Below are 23053 nucleotides of genomic sequence, written 5' to 3'. Positions count from 1 at the left end.
GATTCGGCCGAATTTTGGCACCGTTGACCTGCTCCTGACAGCCCCGGCCGTATTCCCAGGAAGGCCATTCCGTGCCTGCGCATCTTGACCCGACCGTCGCCGCTTACTACAGCTCACAAAGTGCGTTCTCCGACCCCGGCCCGGAGGCTGCCGAATACGCCGACTTACCCGACGATCCAGCCCAACTCGCCGCCATAGCTCGCAATCTGCTGATTCACCGCTTGGAGGGCGGCCTGTTCAACCACACCATTGCCACCGACCGCCTCCACAACGACGCCGAAACGCGCTACGTCGACTCAATCCTGCACCTGCTCCTCGAACGCGACGCCTCACCGCTGCCCCGACCTCGCGACGTCGGCGACCGCTTCGTCGGCGTCTGCCGCGACTTCGTCCTACTCCACTGCTCCTTCCTCCGCCACGCGGGCATCCCCGCCCGCATGCGCTGCGGCTTCGCCGACTACTTCGACCCGCAGCAGCACGGAGACCACGTGGTCACCGAATACTGGGACCCCCGCCACGGCTGGCGCCTGGCCGACCCCCAACTGGCCGACCCCAAAATCGCCGCCGCCCACACCATCGACTTCGACCCCATGAACATCCCCCGCGACCGCTTCCACGTCGCCGGAGCCGCATGGCAAGCCATCCGCACCGGCACCACCGACCCCCAGACCTTCGGCCACTGGCATCCCGAAGACCCGATGGCCGGCGAATGGTTCGTCGCCCAGAGCGTCCGCCTCGACTTCGCATCGCTGAACAAGACCGAGATGTTGCTGTGGGACATCTGGGGAACAGGCATCGACGACTACCGCGAAGTGACCGAACCACAACGCGATCTCTACGACCGGGCGGCACAGATCACCAGCGACGCCGTCGCCTTCGACGAGGTGCGGGTACTCTACGCACAGGACGATCGCCTGCACGTACCGGCCGAGGTGTGGTCGCTGGCACCCTTCAACGGCCCGCAGCGGACAGCCCTGCGCCCATGACGTCGCCGCACGCGTCGATCTCGCCACTATCCGTGCGCGTGCTTTAGGCTGGCCGGACATCAAAGGGCTGATGAGGGGGATTGCCGTGGTGTCGCGGGACCGCAAGATCGGCTTGACCGCCAGCGTAGTGACGGTGATCGGAACAGCTGGCACCGCCGCGGTCAGCAGCCACGGCCGGTGGGCCTGGGCCGCCGCCAGCACCGCGGCCCTGGTGGCCACGGGTGCCCAGATCACGGCGCTGTTCGGGGGCAAGCCGGCGTCACCTGACGCGGCTGTGGGAACCGGCGTTCGCCGCGTGGTCAACATGCCGGCGCCCTCGGCGGTGTTCGTGGACCGCAAGGAGTTGCTCGCAGACTTCGCATCCTTCGCGAAGCAGGTGTCCTCACCCGTCCGCGCTCGCACCTTCGTCATCTACGGTCCCTCTGGATTCGGCAAGTCGCGAGGCGCGTACGCGTGCGCCGAACGGGAGTTCGGGCGCTACGACTTCATCTGGCTGCTCGATGCCGGCCATGATGAGGCGCTGGGTCTGGCGTTCAGCCGGCTCGCACGGCACCTGGGGTTGGACGAGTCCATCGCTTGGGACGACCTGCGCGATGCCCTGTGGCCGGCGTTGGCGGCGACCGGCCGCTGGCTGCTCGTGTATGACAACGTCCCCGACCGCGACGCGGTCCAGGCGTTTCTTCCCCGCTCGGGCGGTGGCGATGTGATCGTGACCACGCAGGGTACGGACTGGCAGGGCTATGCCGATGTCGTGACCGCGGTGGGGCCGCTGCCGCTGAAGGAATCCGTGCGTCTGTTCCAGGACTTCGGCATAGACAGCGAGGCTTTCGCCGCGGAGACTGCTGCGATCGCTAAAGCCTTCGGCGGCCGTCCGCTGGATATGTTGCAGGCCGCTTCGGTGATGCGCGCAGAGCAGCGGAGCCCGAGGGCTTACCTTGCCTCGTTGACGCTGGATTCCGAGAACTTGCCCGAGCGGGATCCGGCGGCTACCCCGGCGAGCGTGGCGGCTCCAAGCGGCGCGGCGGGCACAGCGGCCTTGGCGAGTGCGCCGCTCGTCTCTGCCGCGACCCCGGCCATCGACTACGGCGACTTCCGCAAGGCCCACCCGGGTGCCTTCGCTCTCCTGGCCCTGTTCTGCTGGTTCGGCAGCGCTGACATCCCGGGCGACTTGATCCGCCGCCAGGCACGCGAAGCCGCCGACGGACCACTCGCGGCTGCCTTGGTTGACGCTGCTTCTTGGGACGAGGCCTTTCAGATCCTTACCGAGTACAGCCTTATCAGCGGCGAGCACGATCAGATCGGCCTGCACGACGGCGTGCGTGCGGCTGTCCGTGCGCTGTCGGATCCCGCAAACTGCGCCACAGCCGTGCGGATGCTCGCCGCCGAGTTCCCTCGCGATCCCACGGATACCAGCAACTGGGCACTGTTCGACAGCCTGGCGCCGCATGCGACCCAGGCTGCTGAGTCAGCCGCACAGTTCGGGGTGGAGCCGGCCGTGCGAGCTGATCTCCTGGTTGCTGTTGCTCGCTATTTCCACCATCGCGATTACTTGGACCGGGCGGCCGATCTCTTTCGCCAAGCAGCTATCGGATATCAAGCAGTGAACGACTCCGCTGGCGAAAGCCGAGCCCACGCCGGTCTTTCCCGCGTCCTGTTCAACGTCGGTGCGGATATGCCTGCTGCTGAGGATGAGGCCCGCACCGCCTTGTCGCTGGCGACTGAGCCCGCCGACCGCTGTGCGGCTGCGCTGGCGCTGGCGCAGGTGTTGCGGGAGACCGGGCGCTTTGATGAGGGCCACGAGGTGCTGACAGCGGTGCTTCAGCCGGCGGGCTTGGTCGGGCAGGCGCCGGAGGTCTGTCTTGAGCTGGCCAACCTCGCCCGGCGTTCGGGCCGCGTCGGTACGGCGTTGCGTGACACGAAGGCGTTGGTTGAGGCGATGGCGCGCGAGTACGGGGTCGGGCACCCGAGTACTGGTGGCGCGTTGCGGCAGCTGGGTATGGCGCTGGCTGATGTGCAGAGCTATGACGAGGCCCGAGTTGCGCTTGAGAACTCGCTGAAGCTCTTCACAGTGGCCACGGGATCGGACAGCCAGGAGATGTCCCTCAAGGCTGAGGAGTCGCTGGGGACGGTGCTCGTGCGGCTCGGGCGTGCGGATGAGGCGTTGGTCATGCTTGACCATGTGGTCGCCGCTCGCGAGGGGGCCACGGACCGCAACCTGCCGAACATCGCCGGTGCGAAGGCCCGCCGCTCGGACGCGCGGCGCGCGACCGGCGCGTTGGATGAGGCGCTGGCGGACGTCGAGGACTCCATCCGCATCTTCTCGGATCTGGGATCCGATGGCCGCGCGTATCTGACGATGCCGTTGGTGCGGAAGGGGCCGGTGCTCGCGGACCTGGGGCGAGTCGCGGAGGGCGAGGGCGTGGCACGTGAGGCGGTGGCGCTTTCGGAGGAGGCGCACGGCCAGGAGCACTTGCTGGTCGCCGAGGCGTATCGGGGGCTGGCGGAAGTGTTGCGGGTCAAGGGCGACGTGGACGGTGCGCGGGCGGCGTCGGAGCGTGCGGAGGAGATCGTCGCGGCCGCGCTTCAGCGGTGAGCGGCACGCTTCAGCGGTGAGATGCACTGGGTTCGTTCGATGACAAGACGTCCCACCTGTTGCTAATGTCCGCGTACGGCCGGGGAAGATCCCAGGTCGTGACGGTCTGGGGGCGTGGGTGCGGGTAGCGTTGGTGGCGCCACCGCATCTGCCGTGCCCGCCGCCCGGATACGGGGGAGTGGAGCGGGTTTTCGCGTCCCTGGTCCAGGGGCTGCTGCGGTGGGGTGTTCGGGTCACTGTGTTCGCACACCCCGAGTCATTCAACGACCGACTCACCGACTCACCGACTCACCGACTCACCGACTCACCGACTCACCGACTCACCGACTCACCGACTCACCGACTCACCGACTCACCGACTGAGCGGCTACTCGTGCAGGTGCCGACCTATGCGCCGGTCGGGAGGCTGCATCCACAGGCTGCTGAGATGCGCCATACGCAGGTCGCCGCGCGGTTCATATCCGACGTCGGCACGTTCGACATCATCCACGACCACACGCGCCTCGGGGCCGTGGACTTCGCCGCGCTCGACGTCCCGGCCGTCACCACGGCGCACTACGACCCGACCCGCGACCCCATGCGCTGGGCACGCGAAGTCGCCGCAGGCCATCCCTACGTCGCCCTGAGCAACGCGCAGATGCGCTCGGCGCCTGACGTCAACTGGACCGGCGTCATACCCAACGGGATCGATCAGAGCTTCTATCGCCCCGGCGAGGATCGGTTCGGCTACCTGGTGCATATCGCTGCCCTGGGACCGCGTAAGGGAACTGATCTCGCCATCCGCATCGCGCGGGCGGCCGGACGCCAACTGGTCGTGATCGGAAGTGCTGACCGTGCCGATCCGGAAGGCTTCGCGCGGGAAGTCGAGCCACTGCTGGGCGATGAGCACGTCACCTGGCTCGACGAACAGTCCGGTGACGCGAAACTGCCCTGGCTCCAAGGTGCGGCCGCCTTGCTCCATCCGATCCGCTGGGATGAGCCCTTCGGCCTTGTGTACGTCGAGGCGCTCGCCTGCGGAGTCCCCGTGCTCACCCTCAACCGTGGCGCGGCGCCGGAACTGGTACAGCACGGGGTCACAGGCGTCGTCGCTGATCAGTGGACTGATTTGATCGACGCTGCGCGCGACCCGCACCGATGGTCGCCGCAGGCATGTCGGGCATCGGTCTCGCATCTGACAGACGACGCCATGGTCGAGGCGTACCTCAACCTCTATGAGCAGCTCATAGACCGCGGGACCAGGCCGAAACCGATCCCGCGGCAGCGTCGAGCCAGCCTGCCGATCAGCCCCTGACCAGAGCGTCCACGCTCGGAACCACCACCCCGAACAGGTCGCCGATGGTGGTCAGCGCCGCGGCCTGAAGCGTGGCGGCGGGTAGTGGCGTGCCGTCCGGCGCGGCGAGTGAGCGTGTGGCCGTGGCCTCGGCGACGACCGTCGGACGGTAGCCGAGGTTGAAGGCTCCTTGCGCGGTGAACGTCACGCACATGTGCGTCATGAAGCCGGCCAGGATCAGCTCCGTGCCCGCGTCCAGGTTGCGCAGAGTCTTCTCCAAGTCGGTGTTGTGGAAGGCGTTCGGGAACGTCTTCACCACCACCGGCTCGCCGGCGACCGGTGCCACCTCCGGACTGATCGACCCGATCTCGGCGCGGATGTCGTAGGGCGTGCCCTCGCCGCCGTCGTTGATGACATGCACGACGCTGGAACCCGCGGCTCGTGCAGCAGCAAGCAACCGCGAGGCCGCATCCAGAGCAGCATCGGCGCCCTCCAGCGCCATGACGCCGGAGCGATACGTGTTCTGGAAGTCGATCATCACCAGCGTGGCATCGCCGAGACTCGGCAAAGAATCATCGAGACCGATAACAGAGCGAAGTGTAGGAGATGCAGACATAGCGCTTCCTCAACTAGATAGATTGAACCGAAGCGCCGGCCAGACAGCCGGCGCCGAGTCAGAGAATCGAAAGATCAGTCGGCGATCCGAAACCGCCGCCGATAGGCCGCCGGCGTAGTCCCAATCTGCTTCCGCAGCGCGCGATGCAGCGTCTCCACCGACCCCAGCCCGCTCCCCGCCGCGACCTCCTCCAGCGGCTGGTCGGTGCTCTCCAGCAGCCGTCGCGCCGCCTCCACCCGCGCGGCTTCGACGTACGCACCCGGCGTGGTGCCCGTCTCCTGGCGGAAGACGCGCGCGAAGTGCCGCTCGCTCAAGCACATCCGCGCCGCGAGCGCTGCCGCCGACAGGTCGTCGCCCAGGTGCTCGGCGATGTACGCGCGCAGCTCGTCGATGTCGCGCCGGGTAGTCGGTGGTGAACTGAGCGGTACTGAGAATTGGCTTTGGCCGCCCTGCCGCTTCAGATACACCACCAGCTGGCGGGCCACCGCCAGGGCCAGCTCCTCGCCCAGGTCCTCGGCGACCAGGGCCAGTGCGAGGTCCATACAGGCGCTGATCCCCGCGCCGGTCCACACGTTTCCGGAGCGCACGAAGATCGGGTCCGGGTCCACGCGGACCGCCGGGTGGTCGGCGGCCAGCTGTGCGGCGGTCGACCAGTGCGTTGTGGCCGTCTTGTCGTCCAGGAGGCCCGCTGCGGCCAGTATGTGCGCGCCGACGCACACCGAGGCCACCCGTCGTGCCGAAGGCGCTACCGATGCCACCCACGCCACCACGTCCTGATCGACCCGCGCGACCGGGCCCGAGTCGCCGATGTCCACGGCGCCGGGGACGATCAGCGTGTCGATCGAGCCGCTGACCTCCCCGAACGCCACGTCGGTCAGCAGCCGCACGCCCGCCGAGGTGGTGACCGCGCCGGCGGTCTCCCGCCCCGCGAGCTCCACCCGGTAAGCGGTGCGTCCGGACTCGCGGTTCGCGAGCGCGAACACCTCCGCGGGGCCCGTCACGTCGAGGAGGTCGACGTCGGGGAAGACCGCGATCACCACCCGTCGTGCTTCAGCCATGGCCTCATCCTCACCCGATGTGGGGGATGGCCGCAATGACGGGGTTCTGTCAGATTCGGACGCGATGGGGGTCCGGGGTCGTGGAAACGATGCCGCTCGGTGTCGGTATGAGCACCCTGCGATAATTCGGGGCGTGTGCCGCGCTGTCTGCGCGATCAGACCCTTACCGACCCCCTGTGGCCTTTGCTAGCATCCGCTTGATCACCCTTGGGCGTCGGTCTCACGGCTGCGGTGCTCGGCAAGGAGTGCGTATGTCCCTTTCGTCGGTGCTGACCACTCTGGTCGCCGTGCTGGGCTTGGCGAATCTGGTGTTGGCCGTCCGGCTGACGAACCGGTGCGGGGACGAACGCCGCGAACCGGGCGGGGACGGCGCGAACGGGGTCGCCGCACCACCGCCGCCGGCGATCGGGGAGCACGGCACCGTGGCGCCAGACCGGCGAACCTGATAGACAAGGCTCAGGCGGCCGCCCGGGAGACCTCCCAGTTCCCGGGCGGCTGTCACCATTTCAGCCGATGAACACCCCTGGTCAGTCCGCGGGCAGGATGAGGCGCTGGCCCGGCGTGTGCGGGGTGGCCTCGACGGCGGCGTCGGACACGAAAGCAGCCCCCTGAGACGGCCGGTCGGGGTGGTCCGGCGACACGATCCAGGTCTGCCCGTCGGCTCCGGTGACCATGAGCTCCGGGGTGCTCCCGGCGAAGTCGCCGGCCACCGGGGTGGCGGCCGGAGCCGGAGTCGTGAGCTTCACGGTGGGCACGGCGGGTCCGGTGGGAGTACCCAAGTCAGGAACGAACCCCTGCGGGCCGGTGAGCGTGTACGCGACCACAGCCCCGGTACCGTCCACAGACAGCAGCTTGTCGGCCCCGTCCGCCCCCGGCACGGCCTCGATCGTCACCGCGCCGGCGAGCGCCGGACTCGCCGGCAGACCCTGCACTGCGGCCGTGAGGGCGGGCTTCACCGGGGCGGCCGCGGCATTCGGCGCTGCGACCGGAGCACCGAGGGCAGCAGGAGCGCCTGCCGCCGGAGCACCAGCAGCCGCCGGAACAGTAGCCGCAACAGGACCACCGGCGGCCGGCACCGAAATCGTGATCAGCTGCGCATGCCCCGCGGCATCGATCCCGACCACGGCCTCTGGCCCGCCCTTACTGAACACGCCCGCGGCCAACCGCGTGAAGGTGTTCCACGGCGCCCCGGTGACAGTCCCCTGATCCACCGCCTTGCCGGTGGCGTCGAAGCCGTACAGGTGCGCGCTGCCGTCCTTGCGTACCGCGAGCAGCTGCACCGCGCCGGCCGGTCCCGCGAAGTGCCCCGCCACGAGTGAGGTGACGTCCGCGAACCCGTCCGCGATCGGCTGCGGTACCCCGAAGGTGCCGTCGGCGACCCACGGGTACCGCAGCAGCCGTCCGGTCGCGTCCACCGCGACCAGGTCCGAGTGTCCGGCGGCGGCCGAGGGCAGGGCGGCGCGGGGTCCGGTGGCCGCGCCGGTGACGGTCACGATCACCGGTCCCCAGGTCACCGTCTGGCCCTCGCGGTTCGTCACCGCGACGCTGATCTGGTGCGGGCCCGCGACCAGGGTGCTGGTGTCCAGGTTCAGCACGCTGCTGGCGGCCGGCGGCTGTGGCTGCGCCACGCCGTCCACCGTCAGCGTTTCCTTGGCCAGGTCGGCGGCCGGGGCCGCGCCGACGTTCAGCGGCACGGTGCCGGACAGCAGCGGCGCGGTCGGGGCCGCGACGGCGATGGCCTGCTTGTGGTTCGTGACGTTGATCGTGATCGGCGCGGACAGGGCCGAGATGGCGCCGTCGGCGGCCATCGCCTGGGTCGTGATCACGTGCGGGCCGTCCGGCAGCGTCGTGGTGTCCAGCGGCAGCAGGGCGCCGCCGGGGGCGTTGTCGATCGCGGTGTCGGACTTGCCGTCGACCCAGTACTGCATGCGGACCGCCGGATGCGTCGGATCGGCGTCCGTTGAGCGCACCGTGATGGTCCCGGACGCCAGTCCGTTCACGGCGTCCGTGCTCACCGTCGGGGCCGGCGGCGCCGGGTTGATCGCCGTGTCCGGGGCCTGGGTCCCGTAGGCGGCGTCGTTCTTTGGCATCTGCCAGCCGGGGGTGTTCGGGTTGACCGAGCCCAGCCGCCAGAACTGCGCGGCGGCCGGCGGCGTCCAGTCGTGCACGCCGACCAGTTCCCGGATCAGCGGCTGGCCGACCCAGTTGGCGTCCACGACCGTGTAGGTGCCGTCGCCGTGGTTGGACAGCACGATCGCGGTGTGCAGCGGGTCGGAGTCGTCGTGGTCGCCGATCTGGATGATGTCGCCCTCGGTCGCGGCGGCCGGGGCCACCGGCACCGCGCCGACCGAGCTGAAGCCGACCTGGTAGTTGCCGTTCGGGTCGACCGGCCAGATCCGGCCGCCGCTGGCCAGGGACACGACGCAGTCGACGAACTCGCGGCACTGGCCGGACCGGAAGCGGTTCGCGTCCACGCAGGCCATGCCGCCCCAGCGGCCGACGTAGGCCAGGGCCGTGGTGGCGATCAGCGAGTTGTCGAACTGGCCGGCACCGGCCGGCGGGTGCACCGGAACCGGGACCGGGTCCGGCGGGGGGATGTACGGAGCCGGATTCTTAGGCGCCGGCTTGCCCTTGGCCGGCGGCGCCGGCTGCGCCGGGGGCTGGACCGGCTTCGGGTTCGGGGCCGGCTGTCCGGTCGGGGTCGGCGGGAGCGGGTTCGACGTCGGGTTCGTCGGGTTCGACGTCGGCGGCGCCGGGTTCGACGTCGACGACGCGGGCGGCGTGGGGGTCGGCGTCGGAGTGGGCGTCGGCGACGATGTCGATGACGGGGGCGTGCTCGGTGTCGATGTCGGCGGCGGTGTGGTCGAGGTCGGGTCGGCCGAGCTGGGCGTGGATCCGGCGGTGGGCGTCGGATCCGGCGTGCTCGGGGTCGCTGACGGCGTGGCCGCCGGGGTCGCATCGGCCCGCGCGCTGACGACGGTCGCCACCGAGGAGGCGCTGACCATGGTGGATACCGCCACACCGGCTATCAGCCGGCGGCGTACTCGTCGGGCCCTGGCATTCTTCGACATGGAAAATCTTTCTACCAGCTGCCGGGCGACATTACGACGTACAAGTTGGTACCAAGGCGTATCCGGACAATGACAGGCGACCCGAACACCCTCGAAACGGCCCTGTCAAGACCCACTGCCGCCGGATCGCCTCCGAACCGATTCAGAGGTATCTCCGCTAGGCTGCCGCGGGTGGTTGACGAACATCAGTCCTCGAAGACTGACGGATTTCCCGAATCAGCCGGGGTCGAGAGCATCGACAGCACGCTGATCCCGGGCTGGGTCCCGCCCGAACTGGACACCACCAAGGCTCACACCGCCCGCATCTACGAGTATCTGCTGGGCGGCATGCACTACTTCGACGTGGACCGCGAGGCCGGGGAGACCGCGCTGCGGCACGTCCCGCAGGCTCGGGAGATCCTGCAGGAGAACCGCGCGTTCCAGAACCGGGCGACCCGCTTCCTCATCGCCTCCGGCATCACCCAGTTCCTCGACCTCGGCAGCGGTCTGCCCGGCACCGGCAACATCGGCGACGTGGCCCGCGCCGAGCACCGGCAGGCCCGCATCGTCTTCGTCGACTTCGACCCGATGGTCGCGGTGCACGGCCGGGCCCTGGTGGCCGCCGCGGATCCGGCGCACACCGCCGTGGTGGAGGCCGACGTCCGCCGCCCCGCCGAGGTGCTGGCCGACCCCGAACTGCGCCGGGTGCTGGATCTGGAGCAGCCGGTGGCGATCGTGATGACCTCGCTGCTGCAGTTCTTCGCGCCCGAGGAGGATCCGCGGGGCATCGTCGCGGAGTACCTCGCCGCGGTCCCGCCCGGCAGCGCGCTGGTGGTCTCGCACATCACCGACGGCGGCCGCCCGGCGCAGGCCGAGGCCGCGGTGCGGGCCTGGGACCAGACGACTTCGCAGATGTACATGCGCGGCCGGGAAGAGATAGCGGCGCTGTTCGCGGGCACGGAGCTGGTCGAGCCCGGTGTCGTGCCGCGGCCCTTGTGGCGTCCGGACGGCGAGCCGCGTGCGGACTGGGAAGAGATCTGGGGATTGGCCGGGGTCGGGATCAAGCGCTGAGCACGCGAGCTGAACAGAGGCCTGACACGCCTGCGCAGGCAGAGGCCTGACACCGAATCAGAGCTCGATCCCCTCCGGGTTCAGCTCCACGAGCTGCCGCCCGACCGCGGTGAGGTCATGTCGCACGCTCTTCCCGTCCCGCGTCGTCGACACCAGCCCGGCGTTGCGCAGCAAGGTGGCGTGCGTGGAGGCCATCGGCGCCGAGATCCCGAGCCGCCGGGCCAGTCCCGAGGTGGAAGCCGGGACTCGCAGCGTCCGCAGCACCGCCGCGCGTCCCGCGCCCAGCAACGCCGCGAGGTGGTCGTCGGGGGCGGTGTAGGACTCGTCCAGCTCGGCCGTCGGGTAGATCACCACCTGCGTGCCGTCCGCGCCGGGGCCGCCATGGGTCCGCTGCTGGCCGAACAGGCACGGCGCCAGGATGAGACCCGGGCCCGGGCCCTCGGCGTCTGTGCGGGGCCGCCAGGTGATGTCAGAGTGCAGATTCGTCATCATCGCCAGCGCGCCGTGCCGTTGGATCTGGCGCTGGCGCATCGAGATGTCGCGCTGCAAGCGCTCGGCGACCGTCGGCCAGTCCGCCATCAGCGTGGCCCGGTACAGCGCCAGCAGGCCGTCCACGACCGCGCGCAGCGAGGCGTCCTCCTGGTTGCGCAGCCCGCGGATCAGCCGGTCGGCCTCGTCGGTGCGCCCCGGCCCGGGGCCGGAACCCGCGGCCAGCCGGTAGCCCAGCAGATGCGGGGGAGTGGCGCGCAGCTGGTCCAGTTCCTGCTCGAAGGTCGGAGCGGCGGCGTCGCCGGCGATCGCCAGCGGCAAGAAGGCCGGTGCGTCCGGATGCGCACGGTTGATCAGCGGGACCAGCCGGCCGTTCCCCAGGCTCACCTGCCGCCTGGCCCGCGGCCACCAGCGCTGCCGCCAAGGCGACTGCCGACTGCACGGACCGTCGTGCACGCCGTGTATCAGGTGTCCGAGCGGCGACAGCACGAAGCGGACCCGGCCCAGATCCCCGGTGCCGTAGTCGATCGTCTCCATCGGATCGAACCTCCGCCTGCCGCTCATTCCTAGTCGTGCACGCCGAATGCGCCCCTGTCAATGGTTTGCGCCTGGGACGCAATTCAGTGACAGTACCGGGTCCACCGGGCAGGATCTGGAGTTCCGGGATGTCGGCTGCGCCGCCCCGGGTCTGGGGGAGCGGTGAGGAGCGGGGGACGGCGTCCCGGGTCGCGAACGAGAGAATGGGACGCCGTACTCACCGTACGGCGGCACCCAAGCGGCCCCGAGCGGTACCTGGCGGCCCACGCGGACCGATGGCGGCCCGTGACGGTTCCTGATTCATCCGGATGGACGCCGTCGTTCGGGGCCACCATCGCCCGTTCGGCCGCGGTGTCAGTCCCGCGGTGTCAGTGCCCCAGCGTCAGTTCTGCTGGGCTTTGAGATGCCGCGCGCCGCGGACGAAGTCCCCGTCGATCGCGGTCTTGACGGTGTAGCGCAGGGTCTGCGGGGCCGTGGCCTCCAGGGCGTCGGCGGCGTGACCGGCCGCGCGGGCCTCCAGGACGGCGGCCACCATGGTCGCGCTCTCCACCCGGCTCAGCGCCTCCTGCTCGCGACACAGCAGGGCGGCGGCGTAGAACACCACGGCTCCGGGATGGGTGATCGGATGCTCGAGACGGTAGGCGATCTGTTCGGCGAGCCGGCCCAGCGGTTCGGCCGGATAGCGGTCGTGCAGGTGCCGGCACAGTTTGGCCGCGCTGACCAGGTCCTCGGCGCTGACGTCCACGGCCGGTCGCAAGCGCTCGTCGTCATCGGCGGGCAGCATCACGGCCAGTTGGTGGGCGAAGTCGTCGCGGTGGACGCGCCGGTCGGCGTAGCCGTAGCGGCCCGCGGTCAGGACTTCGATACCGGTCATCTCGATCTCCCATTCCTCGCGCTTACGGAGATACCTCCATCATCGCGCCGCCCCGGGGACGGCGCCCCCGAGTCCGGTGCGTGACCAGCACCCGAGGGCTGGCACAGCCCGGGCACCGGCCCTGGGTCAGCGGTGAGGTCGTCCGCTGTCCGTCGAGGAAGAAGGCGGACTGGATCAGCCCGTGGCTGTCGTGCACGCGCCGGATCTCGTAGTCCTCGCGCCATGCGTGGCCGCAGGCGCTGCAGAGGAAGGAATAGGACTCCCGGATCGGTTCGTCCTCCATGGTCGGCCTCCCCACGCGCGTTCCCCTTACTATTGCATTATGCAATGGTTCAGTCTGCGGCCGCAATGCGGTAGCTTCTGGACTGTGGAGCCGGACACCCATGAAGTCGTCGAGGCGGTCCTCGCGGCGTCCCGCCTGATCGTCGGCCTGTCGGCCCACGCCCTGGCCGAGGTCGACGCCACCTTGACGCTGCGGCAGCTGCGCACGCTGGCGGTGCTGGCCGACCGGCAGCCGATGAAGCAGGCCGACCTGGCCGCCGACCTGGGCGTGAACCCGTCCACCGTGCTCCGGATGGCCGACCGCCTGGCCGCCGCCGGCCTGCTGGAGCGCCAGCCCAACCCGGACAGCCGCCGCGAACAACTCCTCATCCTCACCCCGGACGGCGAGGACCTGGTCCGCCGGGTCATGGACCGGCGCTACCAGGAGATAGCCGGTCTGGTCGGCCGGCTGACCCCGGACGATCGCGCCGGGCTGGTGGACGGCCTGCGGGCGCTGACCGAGGTCGTGCAGCGGACGTATCCGGAATCCCTGGAACGCCGCGGGCTCTGAGCCACCGGTATGACCCACATCACTTTCCGTACTGCATAGCCGGACCGGCCTCGGCGCCTTTCTACTAGTGCGAGGACGACGCTCAAGTACGAGGACGGTGCCGATGGGACGGTCGCAGACCGAGGAGTTCGAGAGGTTCGTGGCGGCCCGATGGTCGGCGCTGAACCAACTCGGCTCCCTGCTGACCGGCGGCGACCGGCAGCGGGCGGAGGACCTGGTGCAGGAAGCACTGGTCAAGCTCTGGTCGGCGTGGCCACGGGTCGCCGACGAAGCGCCGGAGGCCTACGCGCGCACCGTTCTGGCGCGGCTGGCCGCCCGTTCGGCGCGCCGTCGATGGTGGGGCGAGCGGCCCTCGGAACAGGTGCCGGAGGTCGCGGCCGTGGGCGACTTGTCCGCGTCCGTGGCCGAGCGCACCAAGTTGGAGGCGGCGCTGGCCCAGCTGCCGCCCCGGCAGCGCGCGGCCGTGGTGCTGCGCTATTACCAGGACATGTCCGAGAGTCAGGTGGCCGAGATGCTCGGCGCGCCGATCGGCACGGTGCGCTCGCACACCAGGCGCGGCGTGGAGCGGCTGCGTCAGATCTTCGCGGACGTCAACGAGACGGCGGGGTGAGGGAGGCGTGATGGACGACTTCGAGCAAGACCTGATCCGGATGCTGCGTCAGCCCCAGGAGCCCCGGCCCTTCGAACCGCGGCACCGGGACCAGCTGTGGGCCGCGGTGCGCGTCCGGCGACGGGCCCGGGTGCGGCGCATCGCGGCCGGCTCGGTCATCGCCGTGGCGGCCTGCGCGGTCGGGCTGGTTCTGCTGCCCCGCGCGGTCGACGCCGGTCCCGGACCGACGGGCCCGGGACCTGATCCGGCGCCGACCCAGGTGGTGCCGCCGACGCCCACTGACCCCCTGCCGCAGCAGACCTCGCCGGGCGATTCCACCTCGTCCACGACGTCCAGGGCGACCACGTCCAACTCCTTCGGAGCTTCGACGACAAGCAACAGCTCAAGCAGCGGCTAGCCAAGGCCGTCTCTTAGCGAAGGTCACCTCTCAGAACTGACTCCGACTCGCCGCCGGATCTACCGCCGCGGCGCCATGTTCCCTGCTCACAAGCAGCGATGCCCCCTGCCCGCAAACAGCCCGAACGCCGCGGAAGCCGCCCGTTCGGCAGGGAAGCGAACCAGGAAAAGCCCCATGGATTTCGTCACCTCATCACCCGTGCCGAAGACGGTGCCGACCACCGAACCGCCACGGCCGCAAGCGCGGCGTCGGCGTCAGCGGCCGGCGATCGTGTACCCCAGAGCCGCCGCGCGCCAAGTCGCCCTGCGAAAAGCCGCGCCGTCGGTGCTGGCCGTCTACGGGGCCCTCAAGCTCACCGGCCTGCTGGTGTTCATGTGGCTCCTGGACACCACCGGCGACTACCGGTCCAAGGCGCCGCGCTACGGTGGCGGCGCCCACGCCTGGGACGTCCTGAGCACCTGGGACGGCTGGTGGTACCGGCAGATAGCAGAACACGGATACCACCCCCAGCTGATTCCGGTGCCTGGTGGCAGCGGCCACTGGTCGGTGGAGCAGAACTCGGCGGCGTTCTTTCCGCTGTATCCCGGCCTGATCCGTGCTGTTTCGGCCACGACCGGGCTGGGCTCCTTCGGCGCCGGGCTGACAGTGTCCGTCGTCGCCTCTTTCGCCGCGGCCCTGGGGATATACGCGGTCGCCTCCGGTTTGGCCGGCCATTCTGTCGGCCTGCTGGCCGCCGCACTGTGGGCGGTGTGGCCGGGCTCGGGCGTGGAGTGGTCGGTGTATTCGGACTCGCTCTACATCGCTCTCGCCGTCTGGACCTGTCACTTCGTCCTGGCCCGGCGCTGGCTGACCGCCGGAGCCCTGTGCCTGGTGGCCGGACTGAGCCGGCCCACCGCCGGCACGCTGATCGCCGCGGTCGCGGCGGCGGCCATTCCGGCCGCGTTCCGTGACGAGGACGGCCGCTGGCGGCCTCTGCCCGTCCGCCGGAGGCCGCTGGCCGCCCTGGCGCTCGCCCCGCTGGGCCTGCTGGGATATCTCGGCTGGGTCGGCGAGCAGGCCGGCGACATCAAGGCCTTCACGATCCTGGAGTCCGACGCCTGGGACCACTACTTCGACTTCGGACGGTCCACGGCGCACGTGGTCGTGGCCGTCCTGACCGGCCGCAGCGACTACGAGTCCGCCGCGGCGTCCGAAGACCTGGTCGGCGTCGGGGTTCTGCTGCTGACCGGGGTCCTGCTCGTCGTGCTGGCGCAACTGCGGCCGCCGCCAGTGCTCGCGGTCTACACCGTCTGCACGGTCGTCCTGGCGGTCGGGACCCACGAGATCTTCGGCATGGTCTCCCGGTACCTGCTGCCGACGTTCCCGCTGCTGTTCCCGGCGGCGATGGCCCTGGACCGGCTCAAGCCGCCGGGCCGGGTCGCCGTGCTGGCCCTGACCGCGCTGGCCTCCGGATCCCTCACCGGATACATGCTGTTCGAGATCGGCATCCCCTAAGACGGTGACGGTACGATGCCTGGCATCGCGTTGTCAGGGCTCGGATTCGCCCGGTCAGATCCCTCGCCACCCCACGCGAGTCCTCAGCACTCCTCGCCGCCGCGCCCACAACCTTTCGCTTGACGCTCATGCCGGGTTCACCGGCATCACCGAAGGTCGGTAACCATGTGCACAGATGGCTATTGCGAGCACAACGTCGCACCGCTGCCCGAGCCGGCCGACCCCGCCGCCTCCGGCCTGTCCCGCCGGGGCGTCCTGACGGTCGGCGCCGCGACCGCGGCGCTCACGCTGGGCCCCATGACCTTCGCCCACGCCGCCGACAGTGCCAGCGGGTCCGGCTCCGGCGCCCCCGCCGACGGTACCCAGGTCTCCCAGACCATCACCGGTCACCTCGAAACCGGTGTCGTCGACTTCGTCTACCTGCCGGTGGTGATCCCGGCCGGGGTGAAGCAGATCGACGTCAGCTACTCCTACGACAACCCCGCCGTCGTGCCCGGGGACAAGACGAACTCATGCGACATCGGTGTGTTCGACGAGCGCGGCGTCGCCCTCGGCGGCCCCGGTTTCCGCGGCTGGTCCGGCGGCTTCCGCACCGCGTTCTCGATCAACGCCTCCGAGGCCACCCCCGGCTACCTGCCCGGTCCGGTCAACAAGGGCACCTGGCACATCGCCCTGGGCCCCTACCAGGTGGCGCAGACCGGCATGAACTACAAGGTCCAGGTCACCTTGACCTACGGCAAGCCGGGCCCGGCCTTCGTGCCGAACTACCCGCCGACCCGGGCCAAGGGCCGGGGCCGGGCCTGGTATCGCGGCGACTGCCACCTGCACACCGTCTACTCCGACGGCAAGCGGCTGCCCAGCGAGGTCGCCGCCGGCGCCCGCGCGGCCAACCTGGACTTCATGGTCTCCACCGACCACAACACCTCGGCCTCGCACGGCGTCTGGGGCCAGTACGCCGGCCCGGACCTGTTGATCATCACCGGCGAGGAGATCACCACCCGTAACGGCCACTGGGTGGCGATGGGCCTGCCGGCCGGGGAGTGGATCGACTGGCGCTACCGCAGCCGCGACGACGCCTTCCCGCGCTTCGCCCGCGAGGTGCGCAGGCACGGCGGCCTGGTCGTGCCGGCCCACATGTACTGCGCCTACGTCGCGTGCCAATGGAAGTTCGGGTTCGACGACGCCGACGCCACCGAGGTGTGGACCGGCCCGTGGACCTACGACGACGAGCACGCGGTCAGCACCTGGGACCAGAAGCTCGGCGAGGCGGTCCGCTCCGGCAAGCGCTGGCTCCCGGCGGTGGGCAACAGCGACGCGCACAGCGTGCCGCAGGTGATCGGCCTGCCGCAGAACGTCGTCTACGCCGAGGACCTGCGTACCGACGCCCTGATGGACGGCCTGCGCGCGGGCCGCAACTGGATCGCCGAGTCCAGCTCGGTGCGGGTGGACTTCACCGTCACCGGCGGCGGCAAGCAGGTCGGCATCGGTCAGACGCTCACCCTGCCGACTCAGGCCCCGGTGGACGTCCGGCTGGAGGCGCACGGCGTCCCGAACGGCACCGTCCGGCTGATCACCGACGAGGGCCAGATGTTCCAGCAGTCGCTGGACGCGAACGGCGACGGGGTCGTCACCTGGCGCACCACGCCCTCGCTGGCTGCCTACGTCCGGGCCGAGATCCGGCACCCGATGGCCGACGGCACCGCCGGCCAGGGCAACACGATGGGCGACGCGCTGATGTTCGGCCCGATGGCCGCGCTGACCAACCCGGTGTTCCTGAAGGGCACCGGCAGCCACGGTCAGGGCTGAGGATTCCGCTCTGCGGCAGCGGGCCGGCGGTATGGACTGAAGGTATGGATCGACGGTCTGGATCGACGGTATGGACCGGCGGTATGGACCGGCGGTCTGGATTGACGATACGGATCGGCGGTGGCGTGCTCCGGCATGTCACCGCCGCCGCCGCTCTCTCGTCCCGGTAGGTGAGCAGCAAGCACCGACCAGGCTCCAAGGAGCGGATATGACCAGCGACAACACTTCCACGACCGCCGAGCTCTCGGCCCTGGACCGGGTCCAGGCCGCGGTCAACAGCGGCGACCTGGAGGCCACGATGGCGGCGATCGACCAGGCCTGCGCGCCCGACATGATCGTGAGCACCCCGCTGAAGCTTCGGGTCGGCGGCGCCGAGGCGCAGAAGCTGGTGTTCAAGACGCTGTTGGCCGCCTTCCCCGACCTGCACATCCGCACCGAGGACCGGATCGTGTCCGGGAACAAGATCGTCTACCGCAACGTGGTCACCGGCACACATCAGGGTGTTTACATGGGTGTCGAGCCGACCGGCAAGACGATCACCTACAGTGAGATCTTCATCGTCCGGCTCGACGAGGCCGGCCGGATCGCGCAGACCTGGGGCGTCGTCGACACCGCGGCGCAGATGCGGCAGCTCGGACTGATCGGCGCAATAGTGCACTGAGAGCGGGGCCGCTACCGTCAAGACCGAGTCAAAACTGCATCCCCGCTTCGGCAAACGGAACCTTCATGGCGATCACCGCGTCGTTATCGGTATACGACGGGGACAGGACGACAGCGAAGGGGCACAGAGCGCACACGCCAGGTGATCTTGGGGTGGAGTCCGGGTGAACTGTTTCGCATCGACTGAGAAAGACAACAGGTCGGTGCGCACGGAGCCGGATCCTCCCGGGCGCGGGTGGCAGCGCTTGTGCCAAGCTGTAGGCAGCGATACGGGTTGATGGGATGGTGTGGCCTTGCTGGGGCGTGGACGAGGGACGGACCCGCAGTGGATCACCCAGGAGTTCGCGAAGGCGGAGGACCTGGCGGCGGCGGGTCAGCCGGAGCGTGCGCGCGACCGCTATGCCCGCCTGTCCCGGCGCCTGGCCTCGGCTCCTGAGGACCTGCAGCACTATCGCGGCCTGGCCCTGCTCGGCGAGGCCGAGACCATCCTGGCGATGGGCATCTTCACCGACGCCATGGCCCGCTTCCGCGAGGCCTATCCGCTGCTGTCCGAACCCTTCCGGCAGCTGCCGCGCTGGCTGGTGCGGCAGTTCGCCGAGGAGCGGATGCGGCTGGAGGACGGCGACCTCAAGCCGATCATCGACTTCCTGAAGGCGATCACCTACGGCCTGGAGCCGGGTGACGAGGACACGGCGATCCGCACCGTCATGTGGCTCCAGCGCGCCTGCTCCACCGGGCCGACCGAGCAGCGCGAGGCCACCGCCCGGGCCGCGCTGTCCGCGCTGCCCGGCGTCGACTGGCCGGTGCTGGCGCTGACCACCATGCTGCGCCGCGACGGCCGGGTGAAGGACGCCGAGGACACGCTGGCCGCCGCCGTGCCCGGCGGCAGCGGCGAGCTGTGGTTCCGGTGGGGCATCCAGCTCAGCACCCTGCTCCGCTACGACGACGCGATCGCCGCCTACGACGAGGCCTTCCGGCGCGGCACCGGCCCGGCCTCGCCGTGGTCGCGCGGTGCCTGGCTGCGTCCGGAGGCGCTGCTGTTCCGCGGCCTGGCGCACCAGCAGATGGGCCGGACCGACCAGGCCGAGACCGACCTGCGCACCGCCTCGCAGTACGCGCCGCAGGACCCGCGCATCCACTATTCGCTCGGCCGGCTGGCGGTCCAGCTCGGCTCCGACGACCTGGCGTGGAACCACTTCAGCAACTCGCTGGCCGTCGAGGCCGCCTTCGCCCCGGCCCGCCTGGGCCTGGCCCTGCTCCGGGAGCAGGCCGGCCGCCCGGCCGAGGCGATCGCGCACTACCAGGCGGCGCTGCGGCACGACGCGCATTCGCGGGCCGCGCGGATCCGGCTCGGTGCCGTACTGCTGGCCGCTGGCCGGCGCAAGGAAGCCCAGGGGCTGCTGGAACCGGAATCCGGGCAGTCGACCTACTGGGGCGGCATGGCCACCTTCCACTACGGCCTGGCCCAGCTGCGCGCCAACCACCCGGCGGACGCGATCGACACCTGGGACCGGCTCGGGACCAGCGAACTGCGGGACTGGAAAGCCGTGGCCCGGGACCGGGAGGCGCGCAAGCGGCTCGGTTACGACCCGACGGCCGCGCGGTTGCAGTGGCAGATCGCCTACCTGGACTCCCCGGACGTCATCGAGCACCGCACCGCCTTGCGCGAGGCCGCGCTGCGCGAGGCGGCGTGGATGCTGATGTCCGGCCGGGAGATCGCCGACCACCGCGAGAAGGCGGCCGTGGCGCTCGACCTGGCCGCGTCCCTGCCGGTCGGCGGCGGCGACGACGGGGACGGCCTGCGCGGTCGGCAGAACCGGTTGCGGGGCCTGGTCGATCTGGCCGGCGGCTCGACCGCGGACCTGGAGACGTTCCTGGACCCCGCCGGCCGGATGCGCGACCGTTGCCACCTGGCCGTGGCCGCGCTGCTGGACGACCGGATCGAGCAGGCCGAGACGCTGCTCGCCGAGTTGCCCGACGACCCGGACTGCGACCCGGCGGTGGCCCGGGCCCGGGCGCTGTACGCCGAGCGCACCGGGCACTGGTACGACGCCGTGCGCTGGTACCAGCGGTTCCTGGAGAACGACGCCGACGGCGCGCCCGCCGCATCGCAGGACCCCGAGACCGCGGCCGAGACCAAGGCCGAGGCCGAGGACCAGGGCCTGCGCATCGACGACACCCAGGGCCTGGACATCCAGGAGATCGCCAACGCCGGACCGCTGGTCGCCGCCTCCCGGCTGGCCGCCGAAGCCGAGCCCGACGAGGAGGAGCCGCCGCTGCCGTGCGTGGCCGTGACCGGCGTCGAGTGCGGCAAGGACGCGATCGGTGCCTGTGGCGGCTGCGGCCGTGAAGGCTGCCGGACCCACCTGTTCCGGCCGACCGGATCCGGATCCCACCGATGCGAGCGCTGCGCCGGCCCGGCCCTGCAGTCGCTGCTGTACGCGGCCCGCAAGGCCGGCGTCCCGGACGAGGCCGAACGCACCCTCACCTCGTGGGCCGACGCCCTCGGTGACAGCACCCTGACCCCGCCGCTGCGCCGCCAGCTGGCCCTGATGCGCGCCGAGGCCGGCGACCTGGACGGCGCGCTGGTCCGGCTGCCCGCCGACGCCGAGACCGAGGGCGTCGAGCTGCTGATCCGGCGCGCGGCCGCGGCGATGGAGCGCGGCGAGCCGTACCAGGCGCTGGGGGATCTGCGGCACGCGCTGCGGATCCAGCCCGAGCAGCCGCAGGCCGCCGCCGCGCTGGAGGCGCTGGCGGAGTACGCTGCGCGGCAACATGCTGACGAGGGACGTCATGAAGAGGCGTTCGACGGATATCTGGCGCTGGTGCGCGAGGATCCGACCAACGCCCGACTGCTGCACGCCCTGGGCCTGTCGGCGTACCAGCTCGCTCGGACCTCCGGTGCCGACGAGCACTGGATGTGGACGATCGGCGCGCTGGTGACGGCGTTGTACGCGCCGGACTTCTGGGTGCAGGTCATCGGGGTCACCGACGTCGAGGCCGAGCACGAGCGGATAGCCGGCACCCGCCGGAAGCTGCTGGACGAGCTTCGCAACGACCTGCGATTCGCCGACCTGTCCGGATACCGGGGCGGGGACGAGGTGGACGCCTGGACGGTCCGGGTCGGGATGGACGTGTTCGCGTGCTCGGCCGATCCGGTGGCCAGCCCGACGCTGGACGCGCTGCTGCGTCAGCAGCCTGAGACGCCGGCCCTGGCCGAGTGGCGGGACATGGCCGACGCGATGCACGCGGTGGACCCCGACGCCGCCGAGGACGACGAGGCGGTGCGGATCGCCGCGCTGTACGGGCCCTACGGTCCGCAGCACTTCCTGTATGAGGACGGCAAGTACGAGGCGGCGATAGCGGCCCTGGACACCGTCCCGGAGGGCGACCGCGACGAGGCGTGGACCACTTTGCTGCGCAAGACGCTCGTCATGCGGGGCATGGAACTGCATCTGGACGAGAAGTGGGCACCGGCGCTGGAGTGCATAGCCCGGGCGGCTTCCCTGGATCCTGATGAGAAGCCTGATTCGGTGTGGGTGGAGATCGCCGCCGAGTCCGGGCTGAACGCGGCGAAGGAACTGCTGCGGCGCGCGCAGGAGGGGGAGAGCCCGGTCTCCGTCGATGCCACGCCCACGGTGAACATGGCCGCCACCGGGACGGCTTTCATCGCTGACGCCACCAAGACCGTGAACATGGCCGTGGTCGGCGCGGTCGCCCGGATCGGGGACACCTCGGGGAGCGCGGACAACGGCGAGGGCGAGGCTCCTCCCACCCCGGTCAGCTTGTCGCAGAGCGTGGTCGACGTGCTGGAGCGGGCCTTGTCCGTCGCGCCGGACGTCGCCGAACTACAGGCCGAGCTCGGCGCCGCGCACATGCGGCGGACCGGGGAGCTGCGGTGGGACGTGCGGGACTACGTGTTGGCGCTGTCGCACGCCCGGCGCGCCGTGGACCTGCTGCCGCGCGACAAGGACGCGGCGGCGCTGCTCGAAGTGGTGCTCGCCGAGCGGGCCGGGTCGCTGACGCGGCCGGGGCCGGACGGGGACCTGCTGGAAGCCGTGCAGTGGTGGCAGGAACTCAGCGAGATGGACGGCTCCAATCCCGCGTACCACGCCGGGCTGTCGCAGGCGCTGAAGCTGCTGGCGTGCTCGGCGGCCCTGGGGGATCGCCGTACCCTGGCCCTGGACCGGATGGCCTGGGCCCTGCTGGCCGACCAGTCCTGGACCGGCGACGCCGAGGCCGAGGCCCCGCGCCAGATAGCGACCCTGCTCATCGCCGAGGCGATGGACGCCACCAGCCAGCGCCCGTTCCACGACCGCGCGCACCGCCTGCGCACCGCACTGGCCTACCGCGACACCAAGGAACTCCGCGACCTGATGATCGCGTTGTGGAAGAACGAGGCCACCTTCCAGTACGAGACCCGCCACTACGGCCTGTGCGCGGCGCTCCTGGAAGAAGCCGAACTGCTCGGCGCCGGCGTCGGTGCCGGCGACCCCGAAGCCACCCTGATGCTGCGCGTCCCCAAGCCCGACGAACCCCACACCGGAGGCCTGCAACCCTTCCACTGGCACCGCTACCCGAAGGCCCGCGCCCTCCTGAAGCGCACGGTGGACCACTTCCCCGACGAAGACGAACTCCGAGAACTCCACGCCCGAAGCACCGCCCCCGAAGACCCCGCGAGCTCCTGATGCTGTTCAACGCACCGACCCC

Annotated in this window: 19 protein-coding genes; 13 read left to right on the top strand and 6 right to left on the bottom strand. The window is 70.6% G+C overall.

The genetic code is table 11. From position 1 onward, the window contains the following. Positions 1-71: 71 nt before the first annotated feature. From KGQ19_RS26990 to KGQ19_RS26980, 3 genes are all read left to right on the top strand, one after another. Entirely contained in the window at positions 72-986 is a 915-nt protein-coding gene (locus tag KGQ19_RS26990; protein ID WP_212013467.1) for a transglutaminase-like domain-containing protein, read from the top strand. Between the two features lie 70 nt (positions 987-1056). Then, complete coding sequence (locus KGQ19_RS26985; RefSeq protein WP_212013465.1) at positions 1057-3579, top strand: tetratricopeptide repeat-containing protein; 2523 nt, start codon at positions 1057-1059, stop codon at positions 3577-3579. Between the two features lie 118 nt (positions 3580-3697). Then, positions 3698-4870, top strand: a complete 1173-nt coding sequence (locus KGQ19_RS26980; protein WP_307856518.1) for a glycosyltransferase — start codon at positions 3698-3700, stop codon at positions 4868-4870. Here KGQ19_RS26980 and KGQ19_RS26975 read toward each other — a convergent pair. Together KGQ19_RS26975 and KGQ19_RS26970 are read right to left on the bottom strand one after the other, a co-directional pair. After that, positions 4860-5465, bottom strand: a complete 606-nt coding sequence (locus KGQ19_RS26975) for an isochorismatase family protein (protein WP_368862169.1) — start codon at positions 5463-5465, stop codon at positions 4860-4862. The genes KGQ19_RS26980 and KGQ19_RS26975 overlap by 11 nt on opposite strands. A 74-nt stretch (positions 5466-5539) precedes the next feature. Beyond that, a complete protein-coding gene (locus KGQ19_RS26970; RefSeq protein ID WP_212013458.1) occupies positions 5540-6523 on the bottom strand; it encodes a GlxA family transcriptional regulator in 984 nt (327 codons plus the stop codon). Between the two features lie 251 nt (positions 6524-6774). Here KGQ19_RS26970 and KGQ19_RS26965 point away from each other — a divergent pair, with 251 nt between their 5' ends. Continuing rightward, entirely contained in the window at positions 6775-6969 is a 195-nt protein-coding gene (locus tag KGQ19_RS26965) for a hypothetical protein (RefSeq protein ID WP_212013456.1), read from the top strand. A gap of 81 nt (positions 6970-7050) precedes the next feature. On the opposite strand, the gene KGQ19_RS26960 is transcribed toward KGQ19_RS26965, so the two are convergent. After that, entirely contained in the window at positions 7051-9090 is a 2040-nt protein-coding gene (locus KGQ19_RS26960; RefSeq protein ID WP_212013454.1) for a hypothetical protein, read from the bottom strand. 58 nt (positions 9091-9148) lie between these two features. Here KGQ19_RS26960 and KGQ19_RS26955 point away from each other — a divergent pair, with 58 nt between their 5' ends. Both KGQ19_RS26955 and KGQ19_RS26950 read left to right on the top strand, forming a co-directional pair. Beyond that, positions 9149-9667 (top strand): hypothetical protein, encoded by a 519-nt coding sequence (locus KGQ19_RS26955; RefSeq protein ID WP_212013452.1) that lies wholly within the window; start codon positions 9149-9151, stop codon positions 9665-9667. A 98-nt stretch (positions 9668-9765) separates the two neighbouring features. Beyond that, positions 9766-10644, top strand: a complete 879-nt coding sequence (locus KGQ19_RS26950) for an SAM-dependent methyltransferase (protein ID WP_307856517.1) — start codon at positions 9766-9768, stop codon at positions 10642-10644. Between the two features lie 57 nt (positions 10645-10701). Here the strand turns inward: KGQ19_RS26950 and KGQ19_RS26945 are convergent, their stop codons facing one another. The 3 genes from KGQ19_RS26945 to KGQ19_RS26935 form a co-directional block, all read right to left on the bottom strand. Continuing rightward, positions 10702-11670, bottom strand: a complete 969-nt coding sequence (locus tag KGQ19_RS26945) for a helix-turn-helix domain-containing protein (protein WP_212013443.1) — start codon at positions 11668-11670, stop codon at positions 10702-10704. Positions 11671-12052: 382 nt separating this feature from the next. After that, positions 12053-12544 carry a hypothetical protein gene (locus KGQ19_RS26940; protein WP_212013441.1) on the bottom strand — a complete coding sequence of 164 codons (492 nt, stop codon included), beginning with the start codon at positions 12542-12544 and terminating at the stop codon, positions 12053-12055. Between the two features lie 22 nt (positions 12545-12566). Further along, on the bottom strand, positions 12567-12827 hold the full coding sequence (locus KGQ19_RS26935; protein WP_212013440.1) for a hypothetical protein: 261 nt from the start codon (positions 12825-12827) through the stop codon (positions 12567-12569). 39 nt (positions 12828-12866) lie between these two features. Between KGQ19_RS26935 and KGQ19_RS26930 the strand changes: the two genes are divergently transcribed. The 7 genes from KGQ19_RS26930 (at position 12867) to KGQ19_RS26900 (ending at position 23031) form a co-directional block, all read left to right on the top strand. Then, a complete protein-coding gene (locus tag KGQ19_RS26930) occupies positions 12867-13376 on the top strand; it encodes a MarR family winged helix-turn-helix transcriptional regulator (protein WP_212013438.1) in 510 nt (169 codons plus the stop codon). A 103-nt stretch (positions 13377-13479) separates the two neighbouring features. After that, the gene (locus tag KGQ19_RS26925) at positions 13480-13986 is read left to right on the top strand and encodes a SigE family RNA polymerase sigma factor (RefSeq protein WP_212013436.1); all 507 of its coding nucleotides are present in this window, start codon (positions 13480-13482) and stop codon (positions 13984-13986) included. A gap of 10 nt (positions 13987-13996) precedes the next feature. Then, entirely contained in the window at positions 13997-14383 is a 387-nt protein-coding gene (locus KGQ19_RS26920; protein ID WP_212013429.1) for a hypothetical protein, read from the top strand. A 174-nt stretch (positions 14384-14557) separates the two neighbouring features. Then, complete coding sequence (locus KGQ19_RS26915; RefSeq protein WP_212013427.1) at positions 14558-15877, top strand: putative hexosyltransferase; 1320 nt, start codon at positions 14558-14560, stop codon at positions 15875-15877. A 165-nt stretch (positions 15878-16042) separates the two neighbouring features. Next, positions 16043-17683, top strand: coding sequence for a CehA/McbA family metallohydrolase (locus KGQ19_RS26910; RefSeq protein ID WP_212013425.1), 1641 nt, complete (start codon positions 16043-16045; stop codon positions 17681-17683). 208 nt (positions 17684-17891) lie between these two features. Beyond that, positions 17892-18344 (top strand): ester cyclase, encoded by a 453-nt coding sequence (locus KGQ19_RS26905; RefSeq protein WP_212013415.1) that lies wholly within the window; start codon positions 17892-17894, stop codon positions 18342-18344. Positions 18345-18636: 292 nt separating this feature from the next. Beyond that, positions 18637-23031 carry a tetratricopeptide repeat protein gene (locus KGQ19_RS26900; protein ID WP_212013413.1) on the top strand — a complete coding sequence of 1465 codons (4395 nt, stop codon included), beginning with the start codon at positions 18637-18639 and terminating at the stop codon, positions 23029-23031. Positions 23032-23053 lie beyond the last annotated feature (22 nt).

Origin of the sequence: Catenulispora pinistramenti, from assembly GCF_018274385.1 — a bacterium.
GTDB classification, from domain to species: domain Bacteria; phylum Actinomycetota; class Actinomycetes; order Streptomycetales; family Catenulisporaceae; genus Catenulispora; species Catenulispora pinistramenti.
This window is presented reverse-complemented; position numbering and strand designations above follow the sequence as displayed.

Coding starts and splice junctions, on each gene's coding strand:
- KGQ19_RS26945 (WP_212013443.1), bottom strand. CDS start 11,670: ATGGAGACGATCGACTACGGCACCGGGGATCTGGGCCGGGTCCGCTTC.
- KGQ19_RS26985 (WP_212013465.1), top strand. CDS start 1,057: ATGAGGGGGATTGCCGTGGTGTCGCGGGACCGCAAGATCGGCTTGACC.
- KGQ19_RS26975 (WP_368862169.1), bottom strand. CDS start 5,465: ATGTCTGCATCTCCTACACTTCGCTCTGTTATCGGTCTCGATGATTCT.
- KGQ19_RS26930 (WP_212013438.1), top strand. CDS start 12,867: ATGCAATGGTTCAGTCTGCGGCCGCAATGCGGTAGCTTCTGGACTGTG.
- KGQ19_RS26910 (WP_212013425.1), top strand. CDS start 16,043: ATGTGCACAGATGGCTATTGCGAGCACAACGTCGCACCGCTGCCCGAG.
- KGQ19_RS26925 (WP_212013436.1), top strand. CDS start 13,480: ATGGGACGGTCGCAGACCGAGGAGTTCGAGAGGTTCGTGGCGGCCCGA.
- KGQ19_RS26935 (WP_212013440.1), bottom strand. CDS start 12,827: ATGGAGGACGAACCGATCCGGGAGTCCTATTCCTTCCTCTGCAGCGCC.
- KGQ19_RS26920 (WP_212013429.1), top strand. CDS start 13,997: ATGGACGACTTCGAGCAAGACCTGATCCGGATGCTGCGTCAGCCCCAG.
- KGQ19_RS26940 (WP_212013441.1), bottom strand. CDS start 12,544: ATGACCGGTATCGAAGTCCTGACCGCGGGCCGCTACGGCTACGCCGAC.
- KGQ19_RS26915 (WP_212013427.1), top strand. CDS start 14,558: ATGGATTTCGTCACCTCATCACCCGTGCCGAAGACGGTGCCGACCACC.
- KGQ19_RS26965 (WP_212013456.1), top strand. CDS start 6,775: ATGTCCCTTTCGTCGGTGCTGACCACTCTGGTCGCCGTGCTGGGCTTG.
- KGQ19_RS26970 (WP_212013458.1), bottom strand. CDS start 6,523: ATGGCTGAAGCACGACGGGTGGTGATCGCGGTCTTCCCCGACGTCGAC.
- KGQ19_RS26905 (WP_212013415.1), top strand. CDS start 17,892: ATGACCAGCGACAACACTTCCACGACCGCCGAGCTCTCGGCCCTGGAC.